This is a genomic window from Streptomyces wuyuanensis, assembly GCF_900103455.1.
In the GTDB taxonomy this organism is placed as follows: Bacteria; Actinomycetota; Actinomycetes; order Streptomycetales; family Streptomycetaceae; genus Streptomyces; species Streptomyces wuyuanensis.
This window is the reverse complement of sequence record NZ_FNHI01000001.1, coordinates 538,011-556,434: the sequence shown is the minus strand read 5'-3', so window position 1 is coordinate 556,434 and position 18,424 is coordinate 538,011. Positions and strand designations below refer to the sequence as shown.

Annotated in this window: 17 protein-coding genes; 6 read left to right on the top strand and 11 right to left on the bottom strand. The window is 72.9% G+C overall.

The features are described from left to right. Nucleotides 1-72 precede the first annotated feature (72 nt). From BLT82_RS02325 to BLT82_RS37705, 4 genes are all read right to left on the bottom strand, one after another. Nucleotides 73-1,191: a hypothetical protein gene (locus tag BLT82_RS02325; protein ID WP_167745937.1), complete on the bottom strand. Its 1,119-nt coding sequence runs from the start codon at nt 1,189-1,191 to the stop codon at nt 73-75. Between the two features lie 118 nt (nt 1,192-1,309). Beyond that, the gene (locus tag BLT82_RS02320) at nt 1,310-1,951 is read right to left on the bottom strand and encodes an RICIN domain-containing protein (RefSeq protein ID WP_093652060.1); all 642 of its coding nucleotides are present in this window, start codon (nt 1,949-1,951) and stop codon (nt 1,310-1,312) included. Nucleotides 1,952-1,983: 32 nt separating this feature from the next. Beyond that, entirely contained in the window at nt 1,984-2,553 is a 570-nt protein-coding gene (locus BLT82_RS02315) for an RICIN domain-containing protein (RefSeq protein ID WP_093652059.1), read from the bottom strand. Nucleotides 2,554-2,601: 48 nt separating this feature from the next. After that, on the bottom strand, nt 2,602-5,754 hold the full coding sequence (locus tag BLT82_RS37705) for an FkbO/Hyg5 family chorismatase (RefSeq protein ID WP_244291792.1): 3,153 nt from the start codon (nt 5,752-5,754) through the stop codon (nt 2,602-2,604). Nucleotides 5,755-5,870: 116 nt separating this feature from the next. Here BLT82_RS37705 and BLT82_RS02300 point away from each other — a divergent pair, with 116 nt between their 5' ends. Beyond that, a complete protein-coding gene (locus BLT82_RS02300; RefSeq protein WP_244291791.1) occupies nt 5,871-6,893 on the top strand; it encodes a helix-turn-helix domain-containing protein in 1,023 nt (340 codons plus the stop codon). A gap of 317 nt (nt 6,894-7,210) precedes the next feature. On the opposite strand, the gene BLT82_RS02295 is transcribed toward BLT82_RS02300, so the two are convergent. Beyond that, complete coding sequence (locus BLT82_RS02295; protein WP_093652057.1) at nt 7,211-8,236, bottom strand: hemolysin family protein; 1,026 nt, start codon at nt 8,234-8,236, stop codon at nt 7,211-7,213. Beyond that, on the bottom strand, nt 8,233-9,567 hold the full coding sequence (locus tag BLT82_RS02290) for a hemolysin family protein (protein WP_093652056.1): 1,335 nt from the start codon (nt 9,565-9,567) through the stop codon (nt 8,233-8,235). The genes BLT82_RS02295 and BLT82_RS02290 overlap by 4 nt, the downstream gene beginning before the upstream one ends. A gap of 421 nt (nt 9,568-9,988) precedes the next feature. Here BLT82_RS02290 and BLT82_RS02285 point away from each other — a divergent pair, with 421 nt between their 5' ends. Continuing rightward, complete coding sequence (locus tag BLT82_RS02285) at nt 9,989-10,981, top strand: sporulation protein (protein WP_093652055.1); 993 nt, start codon at nt 9,989-9,991, stop codon at nt 10,979-10,981. A gap of 128 nt (nt 10,982-11,109) precedes the next feature. Here BLT82_RS02285 and BLT82_RS02280 read toward each other — a convergent pair whose 3' ends face one another. Together BLT82_RS02280 and BLT82_RS02275 are read right to left on the bottom strand one after the other, a co-directional pair. Beyond that, nucleotides 11,110-12,048, bottom strand: a complete 939-nt coding sequence (locus BLT82_RS02280; RefSeq protein WP_093652054.1) for a M56 family metallopeptidase — start codon at nt 12,046-12,048, stop codon at nt 11,110-11,112. Nucleotides 12,049-12,052: 4 nt separating this feature from the next. Then, nucleotides 12,053-12,463, bottom strand: coding sequence for a BlaI/MecI/CopY family transcriptional regulator (locus tag BLT82_RS02275; RefSeq protein WP_093652053.1), 411 nt, complete (start codon nt 12,461-12,463; stop codon nt 12,053-12,055). A 173-nt stretch (nt 12,464-12,636) separates the two neighbouring features. On the opposite strand from BLT82_RS02275, the gene BLT82_RS02270 reads away from it, so the two are divergent. Beyond that, a complete protein-coding gene (locus BLT82_RS02270; RefSeq protein WP_093652052.1) occupies nt 12,637-13,212 on the top strand; it encodes a TerD family protein in 576 nt (191 codons plus the stop codon). Nucleotides 13,213-13,375: 163 nt separating this feature from the next. On the opposite strand, the gene BLT82_RS02265 is transcribed toward BLT82_RS02270, so the two are convergent. Then, a complete protein-coding gene (locus BLT82_RS02265) occupies nt 13,376-13,681 on the bottom strand; it encodes a DUF5133 domain-containing protein (RefSeq protein ID WP_244291790.1) in 306 nt (101 codons plus the stop codon). A gap of 204 nt (nt 13,682-13,885) precedes the next feature. Between BLT82_RS02265 and BLT82_RS02260 the strand changes: the two genes are divergently transcribed. Next, nucleotides 13,886-14,554 carry a pyridoxamine 5'-phosphate oxidase family protein gene (locus BLT82_RS02260; RefSeq protein ID WP_093652050.1) on the top strand — a complete coding sequence of 223 codons (669 nt, stop codon included), beginning with the start codon at nt 13,886-13,888 and terminating at the stop codon, nt 14,552-14,554. Between the two features lie 30 nt (nt 14,555-14,584). On the opposite strand, the gene BLT82_RS02255 is transcribed toward BLT82_RS02260, so the two are convergent. Then, the gene (locus BLT82_RS02255; protein ID WP_093652049.1) at nt 14,585-15,481 is read right to left on the bottom strand and encodes a YihY/virulence factor BrkB family protein; all 897 of its coding nucleotides are present in this window, start codon (nt 15,479-15,481) and stop codon (nt 14,585-14,587) included. Nucleotides 15,482-15,769: 288 nt separating this feature from the next. On the opposite strand from BLT82_RS02255, the gene BLT82_RS02250 reads away from it, so the two are divergent. Continuing rightward, nucleotides 15,770-16,270 carry a MarR family transcriptional regulator gene (locus BLT82_RS02250; RefSeq protein ID WP_093652048.1) on the top strand — a complete coding sequence of 167 codons (501 nt, stop codon included), beginning with the start codon at nt 15,770-15,772 and terminating at the stop codon, nt 16,268-16,270. A gap of 276 nt (nt 16,271-16,546) precedes the next feature. Continuing rightward, a complete protein-coding gene (locus tag BLT82_RS02245; protein ID WP_093652047.1) occupies nt 16,547-17,044 on the top strand; it encodes a MarR family winged helix-turn-helix transcriptional regulator in 498 nt (165 codons plus the stop codon). Between the two features lie 54 nt (nt 17,045-17,098). Here the strand turns inward: BLT82_RS02245 and BLT82_RS02240 are convergent, their stop codons facing one another. Beyond that, entirely contained in the window at nt 17,099-18,295 is a 1,197-nt protein-coding gene (locus BLT82_RS02240) for a PP2C family protein-serine/threonine phosphatase (RefSeq protein WP_093652046.1), read from the bottom strand. Between the last annotated feature and the right edge of the window lie 129 nt (nt 18,296-18,424).

Below are 18,424 nucleotides of genomic sequence, written 5' to 3'. Positions count from 1 at the left end.
CCCCGGTCAGTGGGCGGGGTGGTCGAACACCGTCCGGCCCGGCCCGGTCACGGCCGGCCGAACCCGCCGGAATCAGCCCCGGGTACGGCTCTCGCCGTCCTGGGCACGGTCGAACATGGCCTTCCAGAACGCCGACGCGCGCTCCGCACCGGCCAGTTCACCCGCCCAGGCGTCCCGGTGGCTCTCGGCCGTGCCCGAAACCGCCTTCCAGAGCTGCTCCGCCGAGTCCCGTGACAGCAGGGCGACGGCCCGCCAGTGCTCGGCCTGGGCGGCCGCGGCGGCCTGCTCCTCGGCCCATCCGCGCCGCGCCGCTTCGGCGTGCTCGGACACGGCCTTCCACGCGCGCTCCGCCTCCGCGCGGGCGCGGGCGGCGTCCGCCGCGCCCTGCACGGCGGCCTCGGCCGCCGTGGCCTCCCGGACGAGGAGCGTCAGTGTGTGGTGCCGCATCGTCTCCGCGTCGGCGACACGCGTCCGGTACGCCTCCAGGTCCAACGCCGCGCCGGCGGCCCAGCCGTAGCCGAAGAACTCCTCCACGTCCGGATCCGCGGCCCCCGGCCGCAGCGCCCACCGCGCCGCGACCCGTACCTGCTCGCCCGGGTCCGATTCACCGCGGGCGCGCACGAAGTCCCGGTCCCCGGCGGCGACCTCCAGCCGCTGCCGCTCCCCGGCCTCCCGCGCCGCGCGGTCGCGCTGCTGTGCCTCGGCGTACCCGGTCCTCACGAACGCCGCCTGGTCGGCGGCGCTCCCCTTCAGCGCCCGCGCCGCGGCCGCCCGCACCTCGGGGGAGAACCCCACCGTGTGCGTGGCGACCACCCGCTCGCAGAACGCCCTGTTCCGCGCACGGGTGTCGCGCGCCCGCTGCTTCGCGTAGTCGAAGCCGCCGCCGGGCGCGAGCCATTCGGCGAGTGCCTCGTCGCCGCGGGAGCTGCGCAGCGCGTTCCACGCCGAAGTCCGCACCTCCGCGGCGGGATGCGTCTTCGCCATCGACGTCACCCGCAGGCGCGTCTCCTCGACGGCCGCGGCCAGCTCGGGCGGGAGCTCCCCCGCCTGCCGGCCGGCCGGCCCGGCGGACCCCGCGGCCCACGCGGACGGCGCGTCGGCCGCGGCCGCCGGCACCGTGCCCGTGATCGCGATCCCGCCGGCCAGCACGCCGGCCGCGAGCGTTCGCGCGCCCCACCACTGACGACTCAACTCAGACCCCCTTCGGGAAGGAACAACGTGTTCAGAGCCGCGGAGGGGCGGGGCCGTAGGGCCGGCCCCGCCCCTCCGCGACGCTCGACGGGCGCGTTCACGCGCCCGTTCCTCGGCCTCAGTCGGCCTGCTGGACCTGCCACAGCTGGGCGTCGGTCCGGTTGCAGGTCCACTGCCGCGTGTTGACCCGGTCCGTCTTCGCTGCGTTGGGGACGTCCAGGCACATGCCGTCGACGTGGACGGGCTGCATTTCGTACAGCTTGCGCACGGGGTCGACCAGCACCAGCCGCCAGCGCTGCTGCTCCCCGCGGCCGCACGTCCACTGCTGGACGGCGGCACCGGCCTTGGTGCCGCTGTTCTCCACCTCGAGGCACTTGCCGCTGTGGACGGAGCGCAGTTCGAAGCTCCCGCCCGCCATGGGGACGGCCTTCCACTTCTGGGCGGCGGTGCCGTTGCAGACGTACTGCTGGACGTCGATGCCGTCCGTGGTCTTCCCGTCCTTGACGTCCAGGCACTTGCCGCTGTGGGCGGCCGTGAACCGGACGACGGTCTGCGCCACCGCGGCGCGGGACACGGCCTCCGATCGGGCGGCGGCCGCGACGGCCGCCGCCTCGCGCGCCCTGTCGGCCGCGGTGCGTGCCGCTTCGGCCGCCGCGGTGGCGGGATCGGTGCCGTCGTCGGCCTGTACGACGGTCGCGGTGCCGGCCAGCACGGCGGCGGTCGCGCCCACGGCCAGGGCGGCCCGGATGATCCGAGACATGATGATCTGCTTCCTCTCGCGTGTTCGGTTGCTCAGGCGGCCGTGACCGGCTGGATGCGCCACTTCTGGGCGGCAGTGCCGTTGCACGCCCACAGCTGCGAGCTCGCGCCGTCCTCCTTGGCGGCGGACTTGACGTCCAGGCAGCGGTTCATGCTCTGGGCCAGGTGGGCGGGCCTCAGCTCGTACAGCTGCTCGGCGATGTCGACCATGACCAGGCGCCACTGCTGGTGCTGCCCCTGGCCGCACCAGTACTGCTGGACGACCGAACCCGGCTTGGAGTCCTTGCCCGCCACTTCGAGGCACTTGCCCGAGTGCCCGGCGCGCAGTTCGAAGGTCCCGGCACCGGTGGCGGCCATGTCGAACCGCTGGTTCGCGGCGTCGCCGGCGCACGCCGACTGGACGGCGTCGGCGCCGTTGCGCAGGCTGCCCTTGGTGATCGTGAGGCACTTGCCGCTGTGCTCGGCCCTGAGCTGTACGGCGGTCGTGGACACCGCGGCCGCGGCGGCAGTGGGCGGCTCGTCGGCGGAGGCGACGGTCGCACCGGCGGCGAGTACGGCGAGACCGGCCCCGAGGGACAGGACGGATCGAGCGATCCGGGGCATGGGATGTTCCGTTCTTCTCAGGTCTGGAGGTGTGGGCGCGGCGACGGGTCAGCGCGCGAGCGGGGCGGCGATCTTCCAGGAGGCTTCCTGGGCGAAGTCCCGCTCTGCGTCGAAGGCGTTCTTGGCGGACTTGTCGGCCGCGTACAGGTCGCCCCGGTGCTGTCGCAGGAAACGGCCCGGCTGGCTCGCCGACTCGAAGGACGTACCGGAGCCGCCGAGGCCCTTCCTGGCGCACCAGGTGGCGTCCTTGCCGAACTGCGCGCTGCCGTCGCCCGCGATCATCCGGACCCGGAGACCCTTCTGGGCGAGGTAGTGGCCGGGCTTGCGGGCGGACTCGAGGGAGTAGCAGCCGGGCTTGCCGCCCAGCGAGGGCACGACGACCCAGGTGGCGTCCTCACGGTCGGTCTGCCGGGAGTCGGCGGAGACGGGAGCGAGGAACGCCTCTCCCGCGTCGACGTCGGACTGCCGGACGAAGAAGCCCGCCGGTTTGCCGTTCGCCGGCTGGAGCGACTGCCGCTTGGCCCGGTACTGGCTGTCCTCCTTGAGGAACCGGGCGACGTCCTGGTCGCTGCCGGCCAGGGCCTTCTTCGCGGCGGCGACCAGGTTGGGGTTCACGCCGGTGTTCTCGGCGGCGGCCTGGATCTGCAGCGCGAGCCGGCGGTCGGCCTCGGCGATCTTCTTGCGGCGTGCCTCGTCGTCCTTCTTGTACGCGGCCTCGGCACCGGTGTGGATGAACTCCTTCCACGCCGCCGGGTCGGGGTCGAGGACCGCTCGCTGCGCCGCCGCGTAGAGCTCGCTCTCCCTGGCGTCGGCCGGTGCGGTGCGCAGCAGTTCGCGGATGAAGTTGTCGTCGCCGAGGGCCAGCAGGGCCTCGGAGGGCGTGATCCGGAAGAGCGCGGCCGCGTTGGTCCGGGCGGCGACCTCCTTGCGGCGCTCGGCCTCCGCCCGGTTCTTCTCCTCCAGCTCCTTGATCTCGGCGGCCACGTCCCGCTGGTGGGCGTCGCGGGCGCCGTTGGCGATGAACTCCTGCCAGGCGGCGGCGTCCGCGGCAAGGGCCTGCGCGGCGGCGGCACGCACCTCGGGGCCGGCCGCCTCGTGCCGCAGCACGGCGCGGATGAAGTTGTCGTCGCTCAGGCCGAGCAGGTCGGGGCTGCTCGCGATGCCGAGCGCGATCAGCGCCTGGGACTTGGCGAGCCGCGCCGCGCGGGCCGCGTCGGCCTTGTCCTTCTCGCGCTGCTTGTCGACGGCGTACGCCTCGTGGATACCGGTGGCGATGAACCGGACGTGGTCCTCGTCCGCCTCGCTCGTCATGGCGGTCTCGGCGGCCAGCCGCACCGACTCGAAGGTCTCCCCGTTGTCGCGGGCCTTCTGCCAGATGGCGTGGATGAAGTCGTGGTCGCCGAGCAGCAGTACGTCCGGAGTCGGGTCCAGGCGCACCACGGCGGCGGCGTCCACGCGCTGCTTGTCGGTGGTACCGATCCCGGCAGCCGCCGCCGCGCTGCCCGCGGCTGCGGCGACGGCGGTGGGCGGCGCGGCCATGCCGCTGACGGCGGCCAGGGCGGTGGCGGTCACGATCCCGAGCGTGGCGGCCCTCCGCATGCGGGCGGAGTTGGAGTGGCTCTTCTTCATTCTGTTGTCGGTTCCCCCTGCTAGATCCGCACGCAGCTCCCGATGAGTGCGGGGTGGTCGGTGGCGCAGTCTTGAAGATCGCCAGCAGGGTGTCAATGTGGAATTAGCGACTCCTGTCCGTTTATTGATTGATCTGGGATGACTTCTGGCTGATCTTTGACTGAAAGGCGACTTGTAGAGACTGACCAGAACTGGTGAGTAGACAGGAGCAATTGATTCCGGATAGAGGGAACGGGCGGGACACGGCCCTGCGCGACACCCCCTTCCGCACCTGTTCGGCCCGGTGGCACACGGAGCACGCCGCCCGAGCGAGCACAAGGCGGCGCAACCGGCGGCATGTGGTGAATACGTGAGGGAAAGTGTGGGCTGATCCACATCCATGTTTGCTGCTCGATGAGCACCGTATAATCCGCCCCCCTTCGGGCGGACGGCGCGAAGCCTGCGGATCCCGGCGCGACTCCCGTGCCGCGGCCCGCCTCCCCCGTCGGCCGGATGCGGCGGGCCGGCCCAGTCCTGCGGGCTCCGGCCCACCCTGATCACCGGTTTCCTCGGGGGGTACGCCGAAAGGGGTGGTGCCGGGCCGAGGGCGGCCGTGCGGCAGACGTCGACGTTGAACCAGGCGATCTCGGTGTGCGCCGGGAAGGCGGCGCGCACCCGCTCCCGGACCAGGGGCAGGTCCTCGGCGTCACGGACGTAGACCCTGATCCGGTTGAGGTCCTTCAGTTCGAAGCCGCGGTCCACGCCGTACCCGGCGAGGTTCTCCTCGCCGATCAGCACCTCGATGTTGCGGAGGGTCTCGTCGACCTGGCCGGCCGTGTCGCCCACGTGGACGGTCTCGGCGCCGACGATGCTGGCGGTGCCCGAGACGAACAGCGTGCCGGGCTCGTCGCCGAGTCCGCGCAGCCAGGTGGCGCGGGCGAAACTGGGCGACTTGGGGCCGTAGCGGGCCGGGTACTTGTAGGCGGGGGTCTGCCGGGGGTTCTCGATGTGGGTGGTGCGGCCGGGCCGGACGGCGATGAAGCAGAGGTCGACGCCCTGGCTGAGGGTCCCGATGCCGGTGGCGGCCGGGAGGCGCCCGACGCGGTCGTCCCACGCCGCGAACGCCTCGGCCCGTCCGACGCAGAAGTCCTGGTATATCTCCACACCGTCCGCGTTCGGGTCGGTTATTCCGCCGACGAGATTCCACATGCGGGCCATCTCCGTGTATCCGCGCTCGAATGTGAATTCCAGGGCGGTTTCGTACATGCGGCGCACGGCGTCGCGGTAGACGGGCCGGGCGTCGAGCCGGACCGCGTAGAAGAGGTGCTCGCCGTCCTCGGCGAAGACGGCCTCGCCGGCCACTCCGGCGGTGACCGGCAGGGTGCTGACCCAGATCTCCTCGGCCGACTCGGTGTGTTCGCCCACCATGTGCGTGGTCAGGCGCGGTGCGCCGTCGTCCAGCGAGGTCCCGCCGGCGCCGCCGGCGAAGTTGACCCGTGCGAGGACGCCTCCCGCGGGGGCGCCGATCGCCCCGCCGAAAGGGCATCCGTGCAGCTGGACGCTGATGTTTCCGTTGCGTGTGCGTGCGGTCATCGCGGCTTCTCTCCCCCGTGGTCGTGCGAGATTCACAGAATGGAAATCTGGTTCAGACGGGGGCCGCCGTATAGTTTCCGATCTTGGTATGGCGCAAAGCCGAGGGAAGGAAAACCGTGTCAAGAACGGACATAGCGGAGCTACCTGAGGTGCCGCAATCCGGCACCGTCGCCAACCAGGTCTACGAACTCGCCCTTCGCAACGAGTACGTGGACGCCCCCCACTGCGCCGCGGCCCTGGGGATCACCGAGGACGAAGCCGGTGCGGCGATCGGGGACCTGGTGGAGCTGCGCCTGCTGCACCTGGTGCACGGCTGCACCTACGCGTACGTCGCCGTGAACCCGATGACCGCCTCGCTCCAGTTGCTCGCCGTGCACGACGAGGAACTCCGGTCCCGGCAGCACCGGTTGGAGCAGTTACGGCAGCGGATGCACAGTCTGATGCCGCTGTACCGTTCCCAGTTGGCCCGGGAGCCGGACCCGGGTCCGGTCCAGCGGATCGAGGACGCGGAGGTCGCGCGCGGGGTGGTGGCCGGGCTGCTCGCGGACGCCGCGAGCGAGGTGCTGCTGGCCCGCTCGTACGAGGACCCGCTGGGCCAGGCCGCCCTGACCGGCGTGGACGCCCGGCTGCGGGCCGACGCCGGCCTGCGGGTCCGGCTGCTGCTGCCCCAGTCGGCCCGGTTCGATCCGACGCTGCGGGAGTACGTCGGGCAGCTCGTCGCCCGTGCCGGCGAGGCGCGCACGACGACCGCGGGCGTCGCATGGCTGATGATCGTCGACGGGCGCACCGGTGTCGTCCCGCTGGAGGACGGGACGGGGGTCGCGGTCCTCCGGGACCCGGCGGTCGTGGCCGGCTTCCGCCGGGGCTTCGAGGGGCTGTGGTCCCCCGCCGAGTCCTTCGACGGGCACTACGATCCGGAGGCCGGGCGGGTCGCCTCCGCCGAGGTCGACGCCGCGATCGTGCGGATGCTCGTCAACGGGGTCGAGGACAAGGTCATCGCCCGGACCCTGGGGATCTCGGCGCGCACCTGCCAGCGTCGGATCTCCGATCTCATGGAGTCGCTCGACGCGCGGACCCGATTCCAGGCCGGCTACCTGCTGCGGACCCGGGGCAGGGACGGGGAGTCCGCCGCCGCTTAGGGCGTGTGGTGAAAGTCCCTCCCGGCCCGCGGCGTCTGGCACACGCACGCTCGCTGCGTTGCCGGAGTCATCCAAGTACGTCCAGTACGAGGATGATCCTCCGCCTTGCGATCGCACGCACCAGACGCCGCACCGCGGGCGGACGGAGCCACTTCCGCAACACGCCCTGGGCGCCCCGGCGGTCCCGCACGGACGGCCGCCGGCCGGGCGCGCACGCGGCGGGCGGGCACGATCGCAGCGGGCGGCGGCCTCCCGGACACGGAACCGCCGCCCGGCCTCACGGCGGGGCGGCGGTTCGCGGTCGGAGCGTTCGCCGGTCAGACGAGCGCGTCGGGGGCCGGGCCCACCAGCTCCTCCAGGACGTCCTCCATGGTGACGAAGCCGATGACGGTGCCCTTGGTGCCGGTGACCGCGGCGAGGTGCGTACCGGCGCCCCGCATGGCCGTCAGGGTGTCGTCGAGGGGGGTGTCGATGGCGACCTTGATGATGGGGTGGAGCGCCGTGCGCGGGAAGGGCTTCGTGCGCTCGGCGGCACCGAGCGCGTCCTTGATGTGCAGGTAGCCCAGGATCGCGCCGTCCTCCGCGACCACCGGAAGACGGGAGAACCGGTTGGCGACGGCGGCCCGCTCCAGGCCCTGGGGGGTGATGCCGGCGTCGACGGTGAGCATCTTGCCGAGCGGCACCATCACCTCACCGACCGGCCGGGTGCCCAGTTCCAGTGCGTCCTGCAGCCGCTCGCCGTCCTCCGGTTCGAGGAGTCCGGCCTCGCTGGAGTCCTTGACCAGGCGGGCCAGCTGATCGTCGGTGAAGACCGAGGCCACCTCGTCCTTCGGCTCGACCTTCAGCAGCCGGAGCAGGGTGTTGGCGAAGGCGTTGATACCGAAGATCACCGGCCGCAGCGTCCGGGTCAGCGCCACCAGCGGCGGGCCGAGGAGCAGCGCGGTCGGCGCCGGGGCGGCGAGGGCGATGTTCTTCGGGACCATCTCGCCGAAGAGCATGTGCAGATACGTCGCCAGGGTGAGGGCGATGACGAACGCGATCGGGTGGATCAGCGCCTCGGGCACGCCGATGGCGTGGAACGGGGGTTCCAGCAGATGGGCGATCGCCGGTTCGGCGACGGCACCCAGCACCAGCGACGACACGGTGATGCCGAGCTGGGCCGTGGCCATCATCGCGGACAGGTGCTCGATGCCCCAGAGCGTGGTGCGGGCCCTGCGGTCGCCCTTGACGGCGGCCGGCTCGATCTGGCTGCGGCGCACGGAGATCAGGGCGAACTCGGCACCGACGAAGAACGCGTTCGTGACGAGGGTGAAGGCACCGATCAGCAGTTGGAGGGTGGTCATCGGATCTCCTCCGCGCTCTCCGCCGCGGCGGCGGGGGCGGTGATGCGGACGCGGTCGGCGCGGTGGTGCTCGGTGTGGAGCACGGCGAGCTGCCAGCCGTCGACGTCGAGGCGGTCGGCGGTGGTCGGGATGCGTTCCAGGCGGGTGGCGACCAGTCCGGCCAGGGTCTCGTAGGGGCCGTCGGGCGCGGTGAAGCCGATCTCCCGGAGCTGGTCGATACGGACACTGCCGTCGGCGTCCCACACGGGGCGGCCGTCGAGCGCCGGCTCGGCGGGCGCCAGGTCGGGCGTCTCATGGGGGTCGTGCTCGTCCCGGACCTCTCCGACGACCTCCTCCACGATGTCCTCGACGGTGGCGACACCCGCGGTGCCGCCGTACTCGTCGATGATCACGGCCATGGTGCGGGCCCTGCGCAGCCTGCCGAGGAGCTTGTCCACGGGCAGGGAGTGCGGCACCAGGAGGGGCGCGGTGGCCAGGTCGGCTATCGGCGTGAGCGGCCGCTTGTCCTCGTCCAGGGCGAGGACGTCACGGATGTGCACGGTGCCGATGACCTCGTCGAGGCTGTCCCGGTAGACCGGGAAGCGGGACAGACCGGTGGCGAGGGTGAGATTGGCCGCGTCGGCCGCCGTGGTGTGCACTTCGAGGGCGCGGACGTCGACGCGGGGCGTCATGACGTTCTCCGCGGTCAGCTCGCCCAGGTGCAGGGTGCGGACGAACAGCTCGGCCGAGTCCGCCTCGATGGCGCCTTCGCGGGCCGAGTGCCGCGCGAGCGCGATCAGTTCCTCGGGGGTACGGGCCGACGCCAGCTCCTCGGCGGGTTCCAGCCCGAAGCGGCGCACCAGCTTGTTCGCGGTGTTGTTCAGATGGTGGATCAGCGGTCCGAAGGCGGCGGTGAAGCCGCGCTGCGGCCCGGCCACGACCCTGGCCACGGCGAGCGGGCGGGAGATCGCCCAGTTCTTGGGCACGAGCTCGCCGACCACCATCAGGACGACGGTCGAGATCGCGACGCCGAGGAGCGTCGACACGGTCGGGACGACGCCCGGCGGCAGCCCCGCCGCCTCGAGCGGGCCGCGCAGCAGGGCGGAGACGGACGGCTCGGCGAGCATGCCGATCACCAGCGAGGTCACGGTGATGCCCAGCTGGGCACCGGACAGCTGGAGGGTCAGGCGCTTCACGGCCTTGAGGGCGCTCTCGGCGCCCCGGTCGCCGGCCCGGGCCGCGCGCTCCAGCTCACCGCGTTCGACGGTGGTGAGGGAGAACTCGGCCGCGACGAAGACGGCGCAGGCGAGGGTGAGCGCCAGGGCGACGAGCAGCAGGAGCACTTCGGTCACCGTGCCACCTCCCGGCCCTCGGAGAACGGCGGGCGGGACGGGGCACGGCTGGGACTGGGAGGTTCACCCATTGCGGGTCTGCTTCTCCTTCGTGGCTCGGCGGACCGGGGTCGGCCCTGTGGGGGTCATGGTCGGGACAGTGTCCGCCGAACCATGGTAAAGGATGGGTAAAGCGCCTGGCCATTCCCTTTGCACTGGCCATCCGTGGGGCCTTTTCGGCCGTTCCGGAATCCCCGCCCGTGCGCGCGGTTCGCGGCGGAGGCTCCACTCCTATGCTTCTACATGCGTGTAGATAACGCCAGGGCGGTCCGGGATGTTCCCGAGGACGGAGATCGGTGCTCCCGGGCGCCCGGGGCGCCCGCCCGCGCGGCGCCGCCGCTTTCCGCAGAACCCACGCGTACATGAAGGAGTGAACGCCACGATGGTGTTCAGACGACTGCTCGGCCCGATCGGCGTCGGAGGCCCGGCCGTGGACACGGTCCTCGCCCCCGGAGCCGTCCCGCCCGGCGGCAGCCTCACCGGCGAGGTCCGCGTCGAGGGCGGGGACGCCGCTTTCGACATCGAGCACATCACCCTGGAGTTCGTCGCCCGCGTCGAGGTGGAGACCGACGACGGGGAGCACGAGGGAGACGTGGTCTTCGAGCGGTGCACGGTGGGCGGCGGCTTCCGGCTCGACCGGGGCGTACGGCATGTCGTGCCCTTCGCGGTGACCGTGCCCTGGGAGACGCCGGTGACCGAGTTGCACGGGCAGGCGCTCGGCGTCGTGCTGGGCGTGCGCACGGAGCTCGGCGTGGCCGGGGCCCGGGACAAGGGCGATCTGGACCTGCTGGCCGTGCGGCCGCTCCCGGTGCAGGAAGCGATCCTGGAGGCGTTCGGGCAGCTCGGCTTCGGTTTCCGGTCAGCCGACATCGAGTACGGGCGCATCGGCGGCACGGGCGGGCGACTGCCCTTCCACCAGGAGATCGAGCTCGGCCCGCCCCCGCGGTACGCCCACGCGGTCGACGAGGTCGAGGTGACCTTCCTCGCCGGACCCGGCGGTATGGACGTGGTCCTGGAGGCGGACAGGCGCGGAAGCCCGTTCGGGGGCGGCCACGACGCACTCACCCGCTTCACCGTCGCGCACGAGGAGGCCGGCGACACGGACTGGAACGCCAAGGTCGGCACCTGGCTGCACTACCTGCTGGAGCACCGCTCCTCCCCCGCCGCGCACGGTTCGCACGGCAGCCACTCCCACGGCCTCTTCCCCGGGGCCGGCCATGACGGCCACCACCACGGGCACGGTACGGGTCCCGCCGTGGCCGCCGGTGCGGCCGGACTGGCCGTCGGAGTGGGTGCGGGCATCGTCGGCGCGGAGATCGTGGACGAGATCGGCGACGCCTTCGAGGAGGAGGACGAGAGCGAGGGCGAGGACTGACGGGGGCGCCGGCCGCTGCGGCCGACGGGCGGCAGAGGCGGAACGGCAGGCACGGGCCGTACCCCCGCACACCGCCCGGCCTCGGGCGCGGTGATCCGCCGTACCGCCGGCCGGCCGCACCGTCCTCCCTACAGCGGCGTCGCCGCCCTCAGGACCAGGAACAGCGCCACGGCCGAATTCGCCGACGACAGCGCGGACACCGCCGTCCCCGCCGCGGCCGTCCAGAGCGCGACGCCGGCCGCGGTGAAGGCGGGCGGCCAGGTCCGGGCGGGCGGCACCGGCCCCAGCAGGGCGGCGACGCGGCGCGGCACCGGCCCCGTCGCGAATCCGGCCTGCACCGGGAAGGGGGCGCCCCGGGAGACCATGGCCGCCTTGCCGACCGCGCGGGCCATCACGCGCCGGTTGCCGATCTCCCCGGCGGCTTCCTCGTCCGCCCAGCGCTCCGCGCAGTAGGCGACGGCGGTCTGCAGGGGCCGCAGGAACGGATTGGCGCGGGCGGCCAGCCGGGCCGCGAGGAGGTGGCGGTGGTGCCGCGCGGTCAGATGCGCGCGTTCGTGCGCGAAGAGCGCGCGGCGCTCCCGGGAGTCGAGGCGGGCGAGCATGCCGGTGGACACCACGATCCTGCCCCGGGCCGCCCCCGAGCGGCCGGGCAGGGCGTAGGCGTACGGCGCGTCGTCGGGCAGTACGGCGACGGGGGACGGCGGCAGTCCCTCCAGGGCGCGTTCCGCCCGGCGCCGGACGCGGCGCTGCCGCCACGCCGTGTGGACCGCGGCCACCGCCACGGCGACCAGCGCGGGGATGGCCGCCTTGCCGACGACCTCGTCGTACGGGACCGCCTCGCGCACCTCGGGGTCGGACCAGGTGTCCGGCAGCGGATTGCCCGGCAGTTGAGCGGTTCCCACGACCATGATGAGCGCGAGGCAGAGGGTGCTGCACAGGGCCATCAGGGCACCGACCCCGGCCAGGAGGCGGGTGGCCGTACGCGGGTGCAGATGCTGCTCGGCCAGGCGCGCGATCGGCCATGCCGTCAAGGGCAGCACCAGCGGCAGGAAGACGAAGACGCCCACCCGGTCACTCCTCGGGATCGTCGTCCGTGTGGCCGAGCAGGTCGCGCAGCACCTGCTCGTCCTCGGGGGACAGGGAGGTGACGAAGCTGGTGAGCACCGCCTCCCGGTCCCGTTCGCCGTCGAGGACGCGGCGCATGCGCAGGGCGGCGAGCCCCGCCTGGTCGGCGGTCGCCTCCCAGGCGAACGACCGGCCCTCCCGCTGCCTGGCGACGGCGTTCTTGGCCTGGAGCCGGGACAGGATGGTCATGACGGTGGTGTACGCGAGTTCCCCGGGCAGGCGCTCCTGCACCCAGGCGGCCGTCACGGGTCCCGGCGCCGTCCTCAGCACGGCCAGCACCTGCGCCTCGAGCTCGCCCTGTCCGCGCCGCCGCCCGCCGCCCGCCGGGAGCGAGCCGGCAGTTTCCCGGTTGCCCAACTCCGTCTCCTTCCGGCGTCGTCCGCGTCTTCGCGGCCCCATCGTACTGATTCACGGCGAGTCGTGGCGCGTCACCCGGGCGGGCAACTTCTACACTGCTGTAGATTTCCAGCGACCGCAGTTCCGCTGCCCGGGCACCGCGGTGCCCGGGCACACACCTGAGGAGAACCGGTATGGGCGTGAGCCTCGCCAAGGGCGGCAATGTGTCACTGAGCAAGGAGGCCCCGGGACTGAGCGCGGTCCTCGTCGGCCTCGGCTGGGACGTCCGCACGACCACCGGCACGGACTTCGACCTCGACGCGAGTGCGCTGCTCCTGGACGACTCCGGCAAGGTCGGCTCGAACGGGCACTTCGTCTTCTACAACAACCTCACCAGCCCCGACGGCTCCGTCCAGCACACCGGCGACAACCTCACCGGCGAGGGCGAGGGCGACGACGAGCAGATCAAGGTGGACCTCGCCGCGGTGCCCGCCGACGTCACCAGGATCGTCTTCCCGGTGTCCATCCACGACGCCGAGGCCCGCAGCCAGAGCTTCGGCCAGGTCCGCAACGCGTTCATCCGCGTCGTCAACCAGTCCGGCGGGGCCGAACTGGCGCGCTACGACCTCTCCGAGGACGCCTCCACCGAGACCGCCATGGTGTTCGGGGAGCTGTACCGCAACGGCGACGAGTGGAAGTTCCGCGCCGTGGGCCAGGGTTACGCCTCGGGGCTGACCGGCATCGTCTCCGACTTCGGCGTGGCGGTCTGACGCGCCTCTCCCGTCCGGACGGCCGGCGCCGGAGGACTCGGGGCACCCGGCGCCGGCGGAGGCACTGCCCGCACGGCGGGGAAGAGCCGGCACGGCAGAGAGCCGCCCCGGGGGATACGGTCCGATGCCGTTCGCCCCGGGGCGGAGCCGCTCGCGGCGGAGGTCAGGCGACCAGGGTGACGCCGCTGTCGTCCCGGGGCGGAGCGGACTCGTGCGACGGTGCGGAGATCGCCGGCGTGCCGGTGGCCGGCGGTGGCACCGTGGCAGCGGTCGCGGTCGCCTTCGCCGCTCCCGCCAGCATCGCGTCGGCCCGTTCGAGCGCGTCCTCGATGGTGCTCGTGGCCGTCATCACGCAGAGCGTGTAGGTCACGTCGTCCAGAGCACGACGGTTCCCGTCGTTCGTCGGTGCGGCAATGCGCAGGTCCGCGTAACGCGCCAGGAGGCTCCGAAGCGCCTTGGGGTCCGGCATCAACACAGCGTCCACTCCTTCTTCCGATGTGCTCACCATGTGCCCCGAATTCACCACCTCATGCACGGCATTTCAGGCGTCCCTCGCACGACACCACAAGCTCGCCCGTATGTCCGTACGGCCGACGACACCGTGTTCACGGCGGCGTTAGAGTGCCGGGGCCCACCCCCCGAACGGACGTCCCACAGGAAGACTGAGCCCTTCGTGAACGACACCCACGAGTCCTCCGGCTCCGTCGGCGAACGCCGTCTCCAGCAACTCCTCGGCACCGCCGACCAGGCAGGCGACTTCTACGACCGTCAGGTGCAGCCGCAGCTCACCGGGCAGATGGCGGACTTCATCGCCCGGCAGACGATGATGTTCCTGTCGACGGCCGACGCCGGCGGGGCCTGCGACATCACCTTCCGGGCCGGCCCGCCCGGCTTCGTCACCGTGCTCGACGACCGCACGGTCACCTACCCCGAGTACCGCGGCAACGGCGTGCTCGCCAGCGCCGGGAACATCACCGAGAACCCCCATGTGGGCCTGTTCTTCGTCGACTTCACGGACGACCACATAGGCCTGCACGTCAACGGGGCGGCTCGGCTGCGGGCCGACGAGGACCAGCGGCGCGCCTGTCCCGGTCTGCCCGTGGACACCGCACCGGGGCGCAGGCCCGAGTTCTGGGTGCACATCACGGTGGAGGAGGCGTACGTGCACTGCTCCAAGCACATCCCGCACCTGGAGCCCGCGCCGCGGCCGCGCCAGCGGGCCGACCGGCCGCGCGACGGCGAGTACTTCGTCGCGCCCGGCGGCCTCCGGGCGCCGGCGTACGGACCGGTACCGCCCGCGCAGGCCCCGCCCGTCACGTATCCCGGCGGCGCCCGGGTGTGAGGCCGGCGGTCCGGACCCGGGCGAACGCGCTCACCCGGCCCGCGCCTTGACGAGCTCGGCGTCGAACTGGGCGCCGGTCAGCAGGGCGAGGTTGGAGACCCAGAGCCAGACCAGGAAGACGATGAACCCGGTGAGCGGCCCGTACAGCCGGTCGTAGGTGCCGACGTGGGCGGCGTACGACGTGAACGCGACGGAGGCGGCCAGCCAGAGCAGGACGGCGAGAGCGCCTCCGAGCGCACGCCTCCGCTTCCCCCGGGTGGGCTCCGGTCCGGAGCGGAAGAGCACGAGCACCATGGTGGCCGCAAGGCCGAGCAGCAGCGGCCACTTGACGACGTTCCAGGTGACGACCGCCGCCCCGTCGACCCCCAGTGCCCGGCCGAGGGCCGCGGCCAGCTCGCCGCTGAGGGTGAGCACCAGGGCGCTGGAGACGAGGGCGGCCAGCAGGACGCACGCCGTGAGGACGACGCGGGGCACGGTCCGCCAGGGCGAGCGCTGGTCCTTCAGGCCGTGCATGGCGTGCAGGGCGCGGCGGAAGACGGCCAGATAGCTGGAGGCGGACCAGAGCGAGCCCAGGAAGCCGATCACCGCGATCAGCCGGGCCTGCGACTGCCGCCCGGCCAGCTCCCGCAGCGTCCCCTCCAGCAGCGGCCGGGTCTGGGCGGGCACGAGTGCCGCGGCCCGCTCGATCAGGGCCCCGGTCTGCGAGGCGTCGGCGAGCCCGGTGAGCGACACGGTGACGAGGAGCATGGGTATCAGCGCCAGCACGGCGTAGTAGGTCAGTGCCGCGGCCCAGTCCATGACGTCGTCGTTCCAGACGGACACCGGTGTCCGGCGCAGGGCGGCGAGCAGGTCGTCCCGCGAGGGCAGCGCCCCGGGAGGGGCGTCGTGCCGGGGCGGCCGGCCCGTGCGCGTCCGGTGACCGTGCATGTCGTCTCCTGTCGGAAGGGAAGTGCGGCCCGCGCGTCCGCCGGCCGGCCGCCCTCCCGGGGCGAGCGGCCCGGGCCGCCGCACGGTCCGCGGCCGTCGGACATCTGCCCGCATCCCGCCCGGCCATCCCTCCCGCGCGCCGTCACCGCGCGGGTATGCCGTGGCCCTCGGTGTCCGTTGCCGGTAAAAAGATATGGTTGCGGTGGCGGGGACGTCCTCTGCCTCTGGATCTGCGGCGGGACCACGACCCCGCGAAATGAGGGTGACCGATTCGGGGTGTCGGAAGGTATGGACGCGAACCACTCTGCTTCCCGGCCTCGGCGGTGCGAGGACCCGGCGGGCGGCCACGAGTTCATCGAGCTTCTCGAGGCCCTGTGGACCCGGGGCCGTGAGGTGCCGTACGCGCCGGTCTCCGCGTCGCAGCTCCGCGTGCTCTACACCCTCGACCGCGACGAGGGGATCAACCTCCGGACCCTGGGCGAACTGCTGGACTCCGCCCCGCCCTCCGTCAGCCGGCTCTGCGACCGGCTCGAGGCGCTCGGCTTCGTCCGGCGGCTGCCCAGCCAGGTCAGCAGGCGCGAGCTGGAACTGCATCTGACCAGCCACGGCCGGACGTATCTGCAGGAGCTGCGCAGCCGGCGGGACGCGTCACTGCTCGAAGTGATCGCCGCGATGACACCGGCCGCGAGCAGGTCCCTGCTCCTGGGCCTGTCGGGCTTCCGGGACGCCCTCGGCCAGACGGGCAGCGCACCGGGACTGCGGCGGGCCGGTGACGCCCGTTCCGCCTGACTTCCCCGCCGCGCGCCGTCCGCCGGTCGCCCGTGTACGGACGTTCTTCACGCCGGCGACACCGGATCGCTCCCTCAGCGGCACAAGGATCCGCGGCCGGGCGGGTAGGCGGTGGAGGGATATGGTTGCCCCACCTACGTGCCGCGTGCCCGCGCGACGACGCCGGCCCACCGGACACCCGGCCCGGGTCCCGGCCCGGCACCGGCGCGCGAGAGGCGGGGCGCGGCACCGGGTCCGCGGCATCGGCGGAGCACGTCTGATTTGGAGTGTCACGGCATGAGCACGAGTCCGGCTCCACACTCGCGGCGGGCCACCGATGCGGCACGGGCCGCGTGCGACGTCATCGAGATGCTCGAGATCCTGTGGGAGCGGGGCCGGGACACCGCCTCGGCCGTCTCCGCCTCCCAGCTCCGGGTGCTGTACAGCCTGGAGCGGGCCGACGGGATCAATCTGCGCACGCTCGGCGACGTCCTGGGCTCGGCGCCGTCCTCGGTCAGCAGGCTGTGCGACCGGCTGGAGGCCATGGGCCTCGTCGAGCGCACCCCCAGCCCGGTGAGCCGCAGGGAGCTGACGATCCGGCTGACCGGACACGGGCGGGCGTACCTCGGCGAGTTGCGCGCCCAGCGCGAGGAGGTCCTGCTGGCGGCCATCGAGGCGATGGACCCTGCCTCCCGTACCGCGCTGCTGGAGGGCCTCCACGGGTTCCGGGAGGCCGTGGAGGCGGACGGCGCCCGCAACCACGGTCCGGAGGGCGGTTCCGTGCGGCCTGCGTAGCGACGGCCGCGCGGCGGACGGCGTCGCGCACCGACCGGATGCCGGCGTTACCGGTCAGCGGGCGGTCTGCGGGGCGCCGCCCGGACCCCTCCCCCGCCCGTACCAGTCGAGGCAGACCACGAGCGCGTCGTCGTCGAGGGGCCGGTCGCCGCGGTGACCGGCCAGCTCGCGCAGCACGGCCCCGGGGACCTGGGTGGGCGGCAGGAGGCTCGTGGCCAGCAGCGTACGCGCGAGGACCCGGTGGCCGTAGGCCTCTCCCGCGAGGGACAGGGTTTCGTAGACGCCGTCGCTCCCGAACAGCAGACGGTCGCCGGGGCGTACGGTGAACCGCTCCGGCACGTACACCGTCTCCTCGAACATGCCCAGCGGCAGTTGCGCGTCGAACGGGACGGGCTCCACCTCGCGGTCGCGCAGCCGCCACAGCCTCGGCGACCCGGCGTCGATGACCTCGACCTCGCCCGTGGCGAATTCGAAGCGCAGCAGGAGGACGGACACGTAGGCCCGGCCACGGTAGTGGGCGTAGACGGCCTGGTCGGCGAGGGCGGCCTGGTCGGCGAGTCCGAGGCCCGCGCGGCGTGCGTTGCGCAGGGCGTTGACGGCGAGGTTGCTGAGGAGGGCCGCCTCGATGCCGTCGCCCATGCCGTTGGTGACGGCGACGGTGAGATGGTCGGACGACACGGACCAGTCGTAGTTGTCGCCGAAGATCGCGTAGGCCGGTTCCAGCTGCGCGCCGAGCGCGAACTCGTCCCGTGCGCAGGCGCGGCCCGGGAGCAGCTGCCACTGCATCTCGGCCGCGAGGGTCAGCCGTGCCGTGCGGCGGGCCAGGACGTAGAGGTCCGTGTCGCGCTCGGCGACGAGCATCTCGTGGCCGAGGGCCTCGCAGGCCAGCCGGAGGTCCGGGAGGTCGGCCTCGGTGAAGGCGTCGGCGGCCATCCGCACCGTCAGCACGCCGAGCCGGTCGCCGCGCACGGTGACGGGCAGATGCACGGCGACCCGGCCCTCGCCGTCCTCGGTGACGTGCGGCTCCTGGGAGCCGAAGGCACGCCCCTGGGGGCTGCCGTCGATCGGCACGGGTTCCGATGTGCCGGGGCCGGGATCCACGGTCTGCAGTGAGCGCATTCCGTAGTCGGCCAGCCGCAGTTCCACCACGGCGGTGCCGTACCGCTCGACGAAAGCGGCGCTCGTCACGTCCAGCAGGGTGTGGGGAGCGGCACCGCGCAAGGCCTGCTCAAGGGCAGCGAACTTGTCCACGTCATCCGATTCTCGTCGTGCCGGGAGTACAAGCCCAGCATGCCGTCAGTGTGCACGCATCCACAGACATCGGGGCCACGACGCCGGGCACGAGCATGTGATTCTACGAACCGGAAGCAACATTTGTCA